This is a genomic window from Spirulina sp. CS-785/01 (assembly GCF_028330525.1).
Classification (GTDB): domain Bacteria; phylum Cyanobacteriota; class Cyanobacteriia; order Cyanobacteriales; family Spirulinaceae; genus JAQMSD01.
The window spans coordinates 1-13,536 of record NZ_JAQMSD010000060.1; the positions used below are offsets into that span (position 1 = coordinate 1).

Here is a 13,536-nt window from a genome sequence, read left to right on the forward strand (position 1 = left end):
GTACAGGCCCAAATCACTCCACCTGCCAACAGCACGACCTGACTCTACCCATTTACGGGCTCGACTGGGCTTAGTTGGCATCAGTGGTTGCCCGTCTTTAGAAACTACGGGAATTCGGTTCATAGGAGATAATCCCTCCAAATCAGGTTTACGTCTCTTACGCCACGGTTAACGCTGTGTCCTGGACTAACCCAGTTGGGTGAGATTCCACCCCCTTACATCTAATCCAAAAAGCGAGAAACATTTGGAAGTGTTTACTCATTAACCGCTCTTGGCTCTATTCGCAGCTACGGGAAGGTTATCTCTCCCCACTCCCTCACCTCACGAAGTAGGTGGGGGTCATTGAAATGCCGTCCCCAGAGCGTCCAACGCGCTCCGACTGAATGCTTACCTTACGTCAATCAACCCATTTTAACGGGTTTTAACCCAAGACATATCTAATTCTGAGAAGACGGGTGATATTTGCGACGACGCTTAAACAACTTGCGTCTCACAAACTGCATTATCCCTTCTGGACTATCTTCAGAGGAGTGACTCGACTTATTCCCCCAAAACTTCTCATCGAGGGAGACTTTATTAAACCCAAGGCCCGCTAATAATAGAAACAGAATTAAATCATAGATTAACTGGCCTCCTGCGGTATCCCAGTTTTGTACAATTGTCACGCCGTACATTAAAACAATCATCAAAATCAGACCAGCAATCAAGGCATAACGGGTAAAGAGGCCAAAAATCAGCAAAAACCCGACAATTAACTCGACAGGAGGCACTAAGGCCGCATTCATCCGCACTAACCATTCTGGCATCCATGCCCCCTCCATCGCCCCTACCATTGCATCCATAAAGCCAGGAATATTGCCCATGCGGGTAAAGCCGTGGTTAAAGTAGTTGACTCCCATAATGATACGCAATAGGGTATAAGCCCAGACAATATCTGAAGATCGTAAACCAACTTTAATGCGATCGCTATTCATAATAACCTCTTACTGATTACTGTTGATTGTTGACTATTTACTCTCGGTGAAACTAAAAATTGCTTAAAATTAGCTGAAAGGCTTACTGTGATTAGTTTCTGACTTTCTTTTTAGGGTAAGGGTAAAACCTTCCTATTCCCTATTCCCTGTTCCCTTGCCTTGAGCGAAGCCGTTCGCGTTAGCGTCTCCGTGCTTGAGAAAAGGCTGTTCCCTGTTCCCTTCGGACACTGATTACTGTTAACTAACTATACCGAATCATTCCCAGAGTCCGGTTGTTCAGACGCTAAAGAAATAGACAATTCTCCCTTAGTCATGGGTTGAGTAGCTGGTAAAATGAGACGCACCGGACGGTCTGCAAACAAATACCCCTGCACCCAACTCAACAACAACAATAAACGGTTACGAAACCCCGGTAAATAGACAAAATGAACCCCCAACCACATTAACCAGGCCACAACCCCTGTAAAAGCGACTCCGGCAATATAACCCACCCCCGTGTAACAGCCAATAATCGCCAAACGGCCTTTATTGAAGTAACGAAAGGGTTTCGGGGATTTACCTTGGAGTTGTCGCCGCAAATTTTTGGCCACTTGGACTCCCGCTTGTAACGCTTCTGGGGCAACACCAATCAGAGGTTTCCTATTCTGTAAAATATAGGCCACATCCCCGATCGCGTAAACATTGGGATATTCTAACAGTTGCAAACTGGAATTCACACACACCTTGCCCTTGCTCGCCGTTGCAACCGCCTCCCGTGACTGGGGATAGGTTGCCCCTTGGCCTGCCGTCCAAATGACCGTCCCTGCCTCAATAAACCGCCCCTCAGACAACATTATTCCCGTCTCACTCACCCGTTCTACCTTGGTTTGCAAATACACCTCAACCCCTAACCGTCGCAATTTCTTAGCGGTATATTTGCCCAATTTTTTAGGTAAATCCGGGAGTAACTGATCCCCCGACTGGAGTAAAATAATCCGGGCAGGTAAATGGCGTAACTCTGGATAGTCCCGCCCCATGGCACCGCGCATCCATTCCAGCAAAGCCCCGGCTAACTCCACTCCTGTGGCCCCTCCACCCACAATGGTAAACGTTAGTAACCGTTGCCGTTCTTGAAAATTGCCCTCTCCCGTGGCTTGTTCTAAGCGGGTGATAATATGATTCCGAATGGCGATCGCATCATCAATAGACCGCAACGGCAACCCATACCGCGCCGCCCCCGCAACCCCCTGAAACGTCGTTTTTCCCCCTGTCGCCAACAGTAAATAGTCATAGGACACCAAAGAATGATCCGTTTCAATAATTTGACTATGAAAATCAACCCGATGCACCTCACTCATCAAAAAACGAACATTGGGGGACCCCCGCAACAACGTCCGCACCGGATAAACCACCTGAGTAGGTTCAACTTGCGCTGTCGCCACTTGATAGAGCAGAGGAATAAAGGTATGGTGAGCATGGCGATCAATCAACAACACCTCGGCATCTGCCCCAGATAAAGATTGAGCCGCCTGTAACCCTCCAAACCCCGCACCGATAATCACAATACGAGTCCGTTGAGAGCTAGAGTTAGACATGGAGACTGGTGAGTGGTGAGGATAAAGTGGTGAAGATGAGAAGATGAATGGTGTCCCAGAGCTTCAACTATTGTGAAACACCATTCTGAGAATTTTCTTAACTTTTTCCAGCATAGCCTCAAATCCCCTCTGTCTGAGGATAGATTTTATCTGTCCAGCCGGGGGAATGGCAGTAATCCGTGATAATTGAGAACACCTCATCCAACACCTTGGTAATACATTTATACACACTCACTACAGAATTAAACAATCTTTCTTTTGTGAAAAGTTCTCAAACCTAGAAAATCCCCCCTAGTCTCAGTTTAAAAAACTCGTTTTTACGCAACTTTTTGCAAAATGTAATATTTCGTAATATTGTTAACTAATTCTGTAAAAAAATCTTGAAAATCAGATTTTTTTACCCCAAAAAGTTGCATTTAATTTATTTTAGATTTATACTTCCGGTAAAAGCATAGGTTAATCCCAATCAGCCCTCAAACCAAGTGTCATCAGGGTTAGTATAAGTAAAACTAATTTTGCTTATTTTCAGTCTGCTCTGGGTTGATTGAGCTAACCATGAGCTAACCATGAGCTAACCATGAGCTAACCAAGGAACTCACCGTTATTCCTTCTACTTCCTAAATATTATGAAACTTAATCAATTAACCCATTTCCTGCTTGGTGGAGCAGTCGCCCTAGGCACAGCCGCCTTAATGCAGCTTCCCAGTGAAGCGGCTGGTGTGCGTTTTACCTGTGGCATGAATGTGGACACCGGACTGCCCACAACCTATGCCATCCCCAACAATAACCCCAACATTGGCAAACCGATTATTCGTTGGTATTCCCGATTTTTCAGTAATTCTGGCTATACTCCCATGCGACGCTGCCAAGAAGTTTCGGCTAGATTCCAACGCTTTTATCAATCTGGACAACTGAATTACTTAACAACCGGAATTGTGAACGGCCAGCCCGTGGTTTGTGTGGCCAGTCGTCATGGCGCTCCTTGTGCAGGTGACACCGTTCTCTTTACCTTAAAACCCGGCTCAAATGCCTCTCGCACCATTCAACGTCTCTTTAACATTCGAGATGGTGCAAGTGATGTCCTCTACGAAAGCGAAGACGGTAGCGGCAACTATATTGACTTTAATCAATTATTAGACGTACGGGCTAATGAAAACATCGGCGGTGGTAATAACCAACCCGATAGCCCCACCCCTTCTGCCGAACCGGATACTCCTACCTCTCCTGAACCCTCCGGAAATCCTAATCCGTCTGACTCTGATCCTGGAGACTGGTTCTAGAATAGAAGGAGATTCATTCAATAGGTCTAGCCAAAAATATGCGTTTATTACAACTTCTCGCCTGTGTTAGTAGTTTATCCTTGCTCCCCACCGTCATTGGGGGTGAAAACCTAGCACAGGCTTTTCCTCAAAACACCTTTGAGGAATTTGAGCAGGACTTGGAGAATGATTTAGAGGCGAATGATTTAAGGGAATTTGAAACCTTTACGCCGTTAGGGGAGGAGACTCCTTCCCCGGTTCAACCGAACCCCACCCGTGAGGTTTCTCCCTTTAACAGCAATTCCCCTGAATTCAATTCCCGTCCTCAACAAACTCCAACTGCCCCACCCCCTCAAGTCTCTCAAAACCTGCAAACCTTGGCTCAAGCGGTATCTGTGAAAGTCTTGGCCGGACGAGTTTGGGGATCAGGGGTTTTAATTCAGCAACAAGGCAATGTTTACACCGTTGTCACCAACGAGCACGTTTTAGCTGCCGGACTAGAGGACAAGTCCTACCAAGTACAAACCCCCGATGGTCAAATTCATCGGGCAACCGTCCGAGGAAAGGTGGATTTTAGCGGCAATGATGTCTCTGTGCTGCGTTTTCGGAGTCCTAATTCCTATACTGTGGTGTCCTTGGCCCCTCGTCCTCCTCAAGTGGGGGATGCGGTGTTTGCTGCCGGATTTCCCCTAGAGTCCAATACCTACGGTTCAGGGGACTTTACCCTCACTGCCGGAGAAATCACCTTTGTGATGGCTCGTCCCTTTATTAAAGGGTATCAATTGGGATATAGCAACGATGTGGTTCAGGGAATGAGTGGGGGGCCATTATTGAATGGCCAAGGCCAATTGATTGGCATTAATGGCAAACATAAATATCCCTTGTGGGGGAATCCTTATGTTTTTAGTGATGGTTCAACCCCGAACCAGATTCCCCAAGAGGAATTAGCGCGATCGAGTTGGGCAATTCCCTTGCAAACCATCCTCCAGATGGCTTCTATTGCTCCAGATTCTCGCTCCGCACAAACTCCATCCCCCTCCTCTCCGACGAATCCTCCGGCCTCCTTCTCCCGTCCTAACCCTCCCCAAGTCCAACCCAGAGAAACCCAACCCACTGAACTCCAACCCCTCCCCCAAATCCGCGAAGTGCAGACGGGACGGACTCGCTGGTGGTAAAGGGGAAACCCTATCGAATTCTGTGAAGGTCAATGTCATTAATAGGCACATTTTGGCAAACATTAGGGGGCATCCTGCTCAGTAGTTTGATCACAATGCCTGCTTGGGCCGCGTTATCCCTAGCAGAAATGAACTCTATTGCCAAGCAAACCACCGTTTTGATTGCTCCTAGTCTGACCCAAGACTTGCTCGATGATCTCGAAAATAATCGCAATAATCCGAATGCGGCGGAGAGAAACCAAGAAGGGTTATGGAATCCGGGGTCTGGGGTGATTATTGCCAAAGACGGGAATCGGTATTATGTCCTCACCGTGACCCATAACTTTAGGCAGCGACATTTAGATCAAGGACTGACCTACGGAATTCGGACTAGCGATCGCAAGGTTCATAAAGTCCAATCCCTCAACGATGGCCGAGGATGTCCCCTCAATGCCTCTCCTTCTCTACAAGAGAAATTAGTGCGCTTTGGGTGCTATTCCAGAGAAGTGGAAGGTCGAGTGGCTGGAGTGGATTTAGCGATCGTTAGTTTTGACAGTGACCAAACCTACCCCGTTGCCCAAATCGGCAATACAGAAGAAGTCCAAATCGGGGAAAAAATTTATATCTCCGGGTGGCCAGACCCCGAAAAAGAGAAAAACCCCATCAACCAAGAATGTAATGGACGGGTTGCAAGACGAGAACGACGGTTAGCCTGGGGTCCCATGGAAGCCAGAATTGATCCCCAATCCGGCCCCAATGGCTACAGCCTATTTTATCTAGACAAAACTCGTCCTGGCATGAGTGGCGGCCCCGTATTTGATGCAGAAGGTAGAGTCATTGGCATTCATGGACGGGGTTCAGGTCAAAAGAAAGAGCGTCAAAAATTCGACGGTTACTGTTCCACACTCAGGGCCGTTGTCAATCCCCCCAACCGTCTTAGCACCTCTGATCCCACAGAATTAAGTTCCTATTACAGCAGCGCACAGAACTTTAATTATTTCCTCAATTTACTCCAGAACAGAAACCTAAATTTTCTATTCAACCGCAACCCTCTCCCCCAAACCATCATTCAATCCCAAATAACTTCTATTCCCCAGTCCGAAGAAGAAAGTGGATTTTATGATGATCCGACCGACGTAGTAGAAAATATCTATCAATCCTTTTCTGGTATTGAAACCCGCTTGAGAGATAACTCCTCTACTGGTTGTGAATGGTTTTTAGGAGGAGATTGTGATTAATTGAATATAACCCTTTAGCTATTAATTTTGATGCCGCGACGCTTAAAACTAACACTCCGAAGGAAAAGTACCATGACTGAACCCCTCTTTCAGTTAGTTTTATTTTAAATAAAACCATCAAAGTAAGACTTTTACTATAAATCATAGGTTCGTAGTAAGCCCTTTAGGGCTTACACAAAGCTGCTTAAAAATAAGCAAATAACTTTTCTATAAAAACCAAAAATAAACTTGTTTTTTACCTAAAATAGAGTAAAATTCAAATAATCTGAAATACCCAACAGACTGTATTTCAAATGTATTGCAAACATGAAGATTTTTTGAGGTGTGAGAAGTGAAAAGTAAAAGTCCTTACTTTATATTATTTCTAAGTCCCCTTTTTGCTCTAACTACAGTTATTGCACAAGCCCAAGCTCAATCCTTAGAGTCTCCGAATTTATCATCCAACCCGTCCGAAAACACCGAGCAACTCACCAACCTAACCCTACCCCTAACCACCATTGCAGACATTCAACAAAATACAACCCGTTCATCTCCAATTACTGACTCTAACCCCATAGATTTTAGTAACACTATGGGACAAATGACCAACGTCTTTGAACTCCGAGATGTTGATCCAGCCACCTGGGCTTATAGTGCCTTAGCATCATTAATTGAGCGTTATAATTGTTTAGCGGGTTATCCCGATGGCACATTTCGAGGCAACTTCGCCACCAGTCGCTACGAATTTGCAGCCGGATTAAACGCCTGTTTACAACAAATGGAACGTTTAATCGCAACCGACGAATATGTCACCGAAGAAGACCTGAATATCTTACAACGCTTAAAACAAGAATATGACACCGAACTGAGAGTCCTAGGAACTAAAACCGACAACCTAGAAAGTCGCGTTAGTTTTCTAGAAGATAATCAATTTTCGACCACAGTTCGTTTCGGAGGACAAGCCACCTTTGCCGTCTCTTTCGGTGGCGGGGGCGACCCACCAGGGACAGGAGTGGCCGAACCCATCTTTAACTATAACTCCAAAATCGGTATTGTAACGGCATTAACCCCCTTAGACCGTTTACGAATCGCCTTTGAAGCCGGAAACTTTGAAAATATCGCCTTTGCAGGACCCAATTCCCTGAATACTCGCACCGCCTTATTATCCTTTCAAACCGGAACATCGAACCAACTGCAACTTTCGTCCTTAGAATATCGAACCGCCGCCTTAGATAACCGAGTCGTCTTCACCATTAAACCCTTTGGGTTTCAACTCAGTGACATCTTAACCGCTAACTCCGCTTACTTTGATTCCAGTCGAGGGGCAATTTCCCGCTTTGCCGAAGCAAGTCCCGTATTTAAAATTGGCGCACCGGATGCTGGATTAGGGTTTGATTGGTTAATATCCGATAGTGTCCGTTTTCAAGCCGCCTATGGCTTTCGTAACGCCAATGACGGAGAAGTCGGCATCTTCAAATCCGATCATAGTGTTTTAGGATTACAATTCCTGATGCAACCGACCTCCAACTTAGTGACAGGAGTTACCTACGTAAATGGGTATTCTCGCAACGGTCGTCTAGACACCTTTACCGGAAGTTTTAACGCCGATACATCAGGACAATTCTTTTCCTTTACCCCAATCCAAATTCATGCCTTGAACGGAACAGTACAATGGAGAGTAGCCCCAAATGTTACCTTGGGAGCATGGGGAGGTCTCATTTATAGCCGAGGGTTAGGAGTTGATGAAACCACCCTAGCTGTTACTAAAACTTATCTCTTTTCTGTGGGAATTGCAGACCCCTTTGGACGAGAAGGCGATCTCTTTGCCATTTTAGGCGGACAACCCCCCAAACTCTTTGCCGGAACAGGGCCAGTCCCAGAAGACCCCGGTTCATCTCTCCATTTAGAAGCCTTCTATAATTTCCAAGTGAATGATCATCTATCCATTAGTCCTGGAGTCTTCATGGTGACAAATCCCGGTAATATCCCTGAAAATAACACCATTTTTGTAGGAACATTGCGAGCAACGTTACGATTTTAATACACCGTCCCTCAGTATGAATTTTTTCTCTTATCCCCCTAAATTGACAGTCTTGAATTTAGGGTGAATCCTCAAAAAATAGGTCAAAGCCATGAAAAACCAAATTTCTAAATTTGCCCAATGTATCGCCTTTCTCGCCATAGCGAGCAGTTTTGCGATCGCAACCAAATCCTATGGGAATGAATCCATAGAAATTCCACCCCAACCCTCTGAAACCTTGATGTTATCGGACTTACTGCTCTCTCAATCTATCTTTTTTGGAGAAGATAGTATTGATTTACGGGAACAGTATGAAACCTTTGAACAAATTGACGACCCCACCCAAGAGGATATCCCCACTCCCCCACCCACAGAAACCACAGAACCGACTCAAGACAGTCCCCAACCCCAACAACCGGGAGATGATGTGCAAGACAGTCCCCAACAGCAACAACCGGGAGAAGATGCACAACAAGATGATGTGCAAGACAGTCCCCAACCCCAACAACCGGGAGATGATGCACCACAAGATGATGTGCAAGACAGTCCCCAACCCCAACCGGGAGATGATGCACCACCAGATGATGTGCAACCCAGAGACGACCTACAACAAGATGAGGGTCAGGACCCACAAGACGACGCACAACCCAGAGACGACCTACAACAAGATGATGTGGACTCTCAAGATGACAGTCAACGGCAACAGTTTAATATGCGAGGAAGACGCAACCCAGGATTTAAACCGTGGTTTCTGGCAGATGCACTGAATGGAACGGCTGATCCTCTGAGTGGTCGGGGTGCTTCTTCGACCCGTCTAGAAGCCGCCAGTAGCTCAATCTTAACGTTTTTAAATAGTCTCGCCAGTAGTCAAATTCAGCAACAAAGCGGCATCCTGAGCCTGAATATCCGTCCTAATATTCGCAACTTAATTGATAATAATGATGTCAATACCTTGATCGATTTGACGGGTGTAGGAGGGAGTTTAAGATTAACCAGTCCGGATGGGGCAGTGACTGATTTAGTGGTGAATCGAGTCGGTTTCAATCGTGCCACGTTAACCATCAACAATACAGTCCTTGGGTTTACGGTGAATGATTTTGAGGGGACCGGAGCAACCTTGAGTGGTGATCCCCTCACAGGTTTAGCGTTGGTGAATGCAGGAGAAGCAGGACAAATTACCATTAATGGTCAACCCGCAACCGTCCGCGTGGGATTAACCGGAAATGATGGAGTGCTTCAGTTTATTGGACCGAGGGGACAAACCTTTGAAATTCGGATTAACGATGTGGCGAGTTTTACGGAAGAAGACCTCGAAAACTTAACCTTAGATACTCAACTGCCGGGTGCATTCACCTTTGGGCCTCTTCCCGATCGCTAAATGATCAAAAAATTATCCAATAACACTCTCTCAATCCTCCCCTAAGACAATTTTTGTTTTAATAGGGGAGGATACCTTTTTTCGTTGAAACGAACTATGAAACGTCCGATCTGGTGTGTTGTTTTTTCTCTGCTGGTCAGTATTTTGGCCACCCCAGCGCGTGCAGAAAACCCCCAGCACGTTGCCCAACTCCTCGAAACAAAAATTTGCCGTAACTGTGACTTGAGTGGAGCAGATTTAAGTGGCCAAAATCTGCGGAATGCAAGTTTAGTGGGGTCAAATTTAATGAATGCCAATTTAGATGGGGCTGATCTCACCTATGCTGATCTCTCTGAGGCCAATTTAACCCTTGCGAGTTTAGATGGAGTAGATTTAGAATATGCAATGCTCCGACAAACCGTTTTAATTCGGGCTAATCTTAATAACAGTAATTTTAGCAATACAGATTTACGCAATGCGGTTTTAAATAAGGCAAAAATTAGTAATGTTAATCTGGAGGGCAGTAATCTCAGTCAAATTGATTTAAGCGAGACTGATTTAAGTCGTTCCAATCTCCAAGATACTAATTTAATTGAGGCGAATTTACGCAGTGCGAATTTAGGCAATGCAGATTTACGGGCAAGTAAGCTCAATGAAGCTAATTTAAGTTTGGCGAATTTACGGGATGCTAATTTGTCGGGGGCAAATCTGAGTTATGCTGATCTCATTGGGGCAGTAATGTTACGGACTATTTTGGAAAATACGAATTTAGGGGGAGCAAATTTACGACAAGCCCAGATGAGTGATGCTATTCTTGAAAGTGCCATTCTCAGACGGGCCGTGTTACGAAATGCCAATATGCGGGCGACTAATTTACGCAATGCTGATCTCAGTTATGCTGATCTACGAGATGCAAATTTATTTGATGCAGATTTAGAAGGGGCAAGTCTTCAAGGAGTAGAATTAGAGACGGTTATTTTATGTCGGGCTAAACTCCCAGATGCGTCAATTTCAGATCAAGGCTGTCGTCGTCGAGGAGAACAGTAATTTTTTTTGTTGGTTGTTTGTTCTTGGTTAAAATTTTCCATAATTTTCCATAATTCATTATCCATCACCCATTAGCCCCTGGGGAATAGGTAACAAACCATTACCCATTCCCAATCATCACTTACCTATTTATTTTTTTCTGCCCAAACACGGGTGGGGAGTCCCCAAATATAGATGAACCCTTCGGCAGCTTTGTGGTCGAATTGGTCATCGGAGGTATAGGTCGCTAAGTCCGGAGAATAAATCGAATTGTTGGATCGCCGTCCTACAATTGTGGCATTCCCTTTATAGAATTTCACGCGAACCACCCCATTCACAGCCCCTTGAGTTTCCTTGATAAAGGCATCTAACGCAGCTTTCAGGGGACTATACCAGAGTCCTTGATAGACTAAATTGGCGTAGGTTTCCTCAATGCCCCGTTTATATTGGGTGACATCGGCAGTAAGAGTGAGACTTTCTAAGTCTCGGTGGGCATGGACTAACACCAGTAAAGCGGGGGCTTCATAAATTTCACGAGATTTAATCCCCACCACCCGGTTTTCAATCATGTCGATGCGGCCAACTCCATGCCTACCCGCCTTTTCATTGAGTTGGGTAATTAACTCAATGGGGGATAAGGCTTGGCCATTGAGACTGACGGGAAGCCCTTTCTCAAAGCCAATTTCCACATATTCGGGATCATTAGGCGTTTCTGCCAAGGCCGTAGTCATGGCAAAAATTTCCTCTGGTGGCTCAGTCATGGGGTCTTCTAAAGGTCCCGCTTCAATACTCCGCCCTAATAAGTTGCGGTCAATACTGTAGGGGGAAGACTTTTTCACTGGGGTAGGAATGCCAAACTTTTCCCCATAAGCAATGGTTTCCTCTCGACTCATGCCCCACTCTCGGGCCGGGGCCAGGACTTGTAAATTGGGATTCAAGGCCATAATCCCCACATCAAACCGTACTTGGTCATTACCTTTCCCGGTACAACCGTGGGCGACGGCATCGGCCCCGTATTTTTCGGCTGCCTCAACTAACATTTTGGCAATTAACGGACGGGCTAAGGCCGTGGAGAGGGGATAACGATTCTCATAGAGGGCGTTAGCTTGAATGGAGGGGAAGACATAATCGGTGACAAACACTTCCCGGCCATCTTCAACCAAAGATGCCGCGGCCCCGGAATCCAAGGCTTTTTGTTTAATGGGGCCCAACTCCTCCCCTTGGCCCAAGTCCGCAGCGAGGGTAATGACTTCTTGAACCCCCCACTCCTCCTTGAGATAGGGAATACAAACCGAGGTATCAACCCCCCCAGAATACGCCAAAACTACTTTATTTGCGCGACCCATAGATATTTCGGAAAAAACGACTAACGGGGTATTTTAGCGGGTTCTGTTCCCTTGAAAATGTTTATCTTGGCCATTTCTGGGCTTTTTCTCCTCCCTTGGGAAAAATTCTGTCTGGGGAATGGGGGTGGGGGGATTGTCCGGAAAAGGGAGTCAGGACTTGAATTTTGTGCCGAAACCGGACTATAGTTACAGTCGAAATGGCCTGGGGCAGAAATTATGGTATGCTCACCTATTCCCCCGAGCAAACACTGTCTGATGCTGGAGTGCAAAGAATGAAGGTTTTGGTGGTTGGCAATGGTGGCCGTGAATACGCTTTGGCGTGGAAATTTGTACAGTCTCCGAAAGTTAACCGGGTGATCTGTATTCCTGGAAATGGAGGGACGGCGACCTTAGAAAAATGTCAAAATCTGCCCATGCGGGTGGATGATTTTGATGGGATTGCCCGTTTTGCGGGGGTACAAGGGATTTCTCTGGTGGTGGTTGGCCCGGAAGACCCCTTGGCGGAGGGGATTGTGGACTATCTCCAAGCGCAGAATATTCCAGTGTTTGGGCCGACTCAAGCGGGGGCGCAAATTGAGTCTAGTAAGGGGTGGGCGAAGACGTTGATGGAGGAGGCCGACGTTCCAACGGCGAAAGGGAAGGTTTTTACGGACTCCGATCAGGCGAAAAGTTATATTAAACAGCAATTGGCCCCCATTGTGGTGAAAGCGGATGGTTTGGCGGCTGGGAAAGGTGTGATTGTGGCGAAAACGGTGGCGGAGGCCCAGGCGGGGGTGGATCAGCTTTGGGAACAAGGGTTTTCAAAGCTGGTCGTGGAGGAATGTTTACAAGGGGAGGAGTTGTCGGTGTTTGCCCTTTGTGATGGGGAGTCTTTTCGTTTGTTACTCCCGGCCCAGGATCATAAGCGTGTGGGTGAGGGGGATACGGGGGCAAATACGGGCGGTATGGGAACGTATGCCCCAGCCCCCTTGGGGACTCCGGAGTTGCTGCAACGGGTGGAACGGGAGGTGATTGCGCCGACGTTGGCGGCGTTACAAAAGCGGGGGATTCGCTATTGTGGGGTGTTGTATGCGGGGTTGATGGTGGCCGCGGATGGTACGCCCAAGGTTTTGGAGTTTAATTGCCGTTTTGGGGACCCGGAGACTCAGGTGATTTTACCGTTGTTGGAAACGCCGTTGGAGCAGTTGCTGTTGGCTTGTGTGCAGGGGAAATTGGAGAGTTTCCCGGCGTTGGCGTGGCAAGAGGGTTGTGCGGTGTGTGTGGTGGCGGCTTCTGAGGGGTATCCTGGGAAGTATGAGAAAGGGAAGGAGATTACAGGGGTTGCTGATGTGGAGGAGATGGGGGCGATGGTGTTTCAGGCGGGGACGCGGAAGAAGGGCGGCCAGTTGGTGACGGATGGGGGCCGGGTGTTGGGGGTGACGGCGACGGGGCCGAATTTTGAAAGTGCGATCGCTAATACCTATAAAGCCCTCAACAAAATTAACTTCGAGGGAATGTATTTTCGCCAAGATATTGCCCACCGAGTCCGCCAAAACACATAAAACTCACCAACACTCAATCATCTAACCTCAGAAACTTCACGGTTTCCTCATACTGAATTCTCGATGAC

11 protein-coding genes are annotated in these 13,536 nt (G+C 46.7%); 7 read left to right on the forward strand and 4 right to left on the reverse strand.

Annotation, left to right across the window (positions count from 1 at the left end; translation table 11 throughout):
- The 3 genes from PN462_RS03285 to PN462_RS03295 form a co-directional block, all read right to left on the reverse strand.
- The coding region (locus tag PN462_RS03285) for an RRXRR domain-containing protein (RefSeq protein WP_272126567.1) at positions 1–123 on the reverse strand (123 nt) is incomplete at its 3' end.
- 314 nt (positions 124–437) lie between these two features.
- Positions 438–974, reverse strand: a complete 537-nt coding sequence (locus PN462_RS03290) for a DoxX family protein (RefSeq protein ID WP_272126513.1) — start codon at positions 972–974, stop codon at positions 438–440.
- 245 nt (positions 975–1,219) lie between these two features.
- Positions 1,220–2,548 (reverse strand): NAD(P)/FAD-dependent oxidoreductase, encoded by a 1,329-nt coding sequence (locus PN462_RS03295; RefSeq protein WP_272126514.1) that lies wholly within the window; start codon positions 2,546–2,548, stop codon positions 1,220–1,222.
- 626 nt (positions 2,549–3,174) lie between these two features.
- Between PN462_RS03295 and PN462_RS03300 the strand changes: the two genes are divergently transcribed.
- The 6 genes from PN462_RS03300 (at position 3,175) to PN462_RS03325 (ending at position 10,602) form a co-directional block, all read left to right on the forward strand.
- Positions 3,175–3,828, forward strand: coding sequence for a COP23 domain-containing protein (locus tag PN462_RS03300; protein WP_272126515.1), 654 nt, complete (start codon positions 3,175–3,177; stop codon positions 3,826–3,828).
- A gap of 38 nt (positions 3,829–3,866) precedes the next feature.
- Entirely contained in the window at positions 3,867–4,982 is a 1,116-nt protein-coding gene (locus tag PN462_RS03305) for a S1 family peptidase (protein ID WP_272126516.1), read from the forward strand.
- Between the two features lie 32 nt (positions 4,983–5,014).
- Positions 5,015–6,199, forward strand: coding sequence for a S1 family peptidase (locus PN462_RS03310; protein ID WP_272126517.1), 1,185 nt, complete (start codon positions 5,015–5,017; stop codon positions 6,197–6,199).
- Positions 6,200–6,530: 331 nt separating this feature from the next.
- Entirely contained in the window at positions 6,531–8,219 is a 1,689-nt protein-coding gene (locus PN462_RS03315) for an iron uptake porin (protein ID WP_272126518.1), read from the forward strand.
- A 91-nt stretch (positions 8,220–8,310) separates the two neighbouring features.
- Positions 8,311–9,576, forward strand: a complete 1,266-nt coding sequence (locus PN462_RS03320; protein ID WP_272126519.1) for a hypothetical protein — start codon at positions 8,311–8,313, stop codon at positions 9,574–9,576.
- A 96-nt stretch (positions 9,577–9,672) separates the two neighbouring features.
- On the forward strand, positions 9,673–10,602 hold the full coding sequence (locus PN462_RS03325; RefSeq protein WP_272126520.1) for a pentapeptide repeat-containing protein: 930 nt from the start codon (positions 9,673–9,675) through the stop codon (positions 10,600–10,602).
- Positions 10,603–10,727: 125 nt separating this feature from the next.
- Here PN462_RS03325 and PN462_RS03330 read toward each other — a convergent pair whose 3' ends face one another.
- Positions 10,728–11,927: an argininosuccinate synthase gene (locus PN462_RS03330; RefSeq protein ID WP_272126521.1), complete on the reverse strand. Its 1,200-nt coding sequence runs from the start codon at positions 11,925–11,927 to the stop codon at positions 10,728–10,730.
- Positions 11,928–12,199: 272 nt separating this feature from the next.
- Here PN462_RS03330 and purD point away from each other — a divergent pair, with 272 nt between their 5' ends.
- The gene (gene purD, locus PN462_RS03335) at positions 12,200–13,468 is read left to right on the forward strand and encodes a phosphoribosylamine--glycine ligase (RefSeq protein ID WP_443029048.1); all 1,269 of its coding nucleotides are present in this window, start codon (positions 12,200–12,202) and stop codon (positions 13,466–13,468) included.
- Positions 13,469–13,536 lie beyond the last annotated feature (68 nt).

What these genes read in the sequence shown, in the direction of transcription:
- PN462_RS03290 (WP_272126513.1), bottom strand. Translation starts at nt 974, where the DNA reads ATGAATAGCGATCGCATTAAAGTTGGTTTACGATCTTCAGATATTGTC.
- PN462_RS03295 (WP_272126514.1), bottom strand. Translation starts at nt 2,548, where the DNA reads ATGTCTAACTCTAGCTCTCAACGGACTCGTATTGTGATTATCGGTGCG.
- PN462_RS03300 (WP_272126515.1), top strand. Translation starts at nt 3,175, where the DNA reads ATGAAACTTAATCAATTAACCCATTTCCTGCTTGGTGGAGCAGTCGCC.
- PN462_RS03305 (WP_272126516.1), top strand. Translation starts at nt 3,867, where the DNA reads ATGCGTTTATTACAACTTCTCGCCTGTGTTAGTAGTTTATCCTTGCTC.
- PN462_RS03310 (WP_272126517.1), top strand. Translation starts at nt 5,015, where the DNA reads ATGTCATTAATAGGCACATTTTGGCAAACATTAGGGGGCATCCTGCTC.
- PN462_RS03320 (WP_272126519.1), top strand. Translation starts at nt 8,311, where the DNA reads ATGAAAAACCAAATTTCTAAATTTGCCCAATGTATCGCCTTTCTCGCC.
- PN462_RS03325 (WP_272126520.1), top strand. Translation starts at nt 9,673, where the DNA reads ATGAAACGTCCGATCTGGTGTGTTGTTTTTTCTCTGCTGGTCAGTATT.
- PN462_RS03330 (WP_272126521.1), bottom strand. Translation starts at nt 11,927, where the DNA reads ATGGGTCGCGCAAATAAAGTAGTTTTGGCGTATTCTGGGGGGGTTGAT.
- purD (WP_443029048.1), top strand. Translation starts at nt 12,200, where the DNA reads ATGAAGGTTTTGGTGGTTGGCAATGGTGGCCGTGAATACGCTTTGGCG.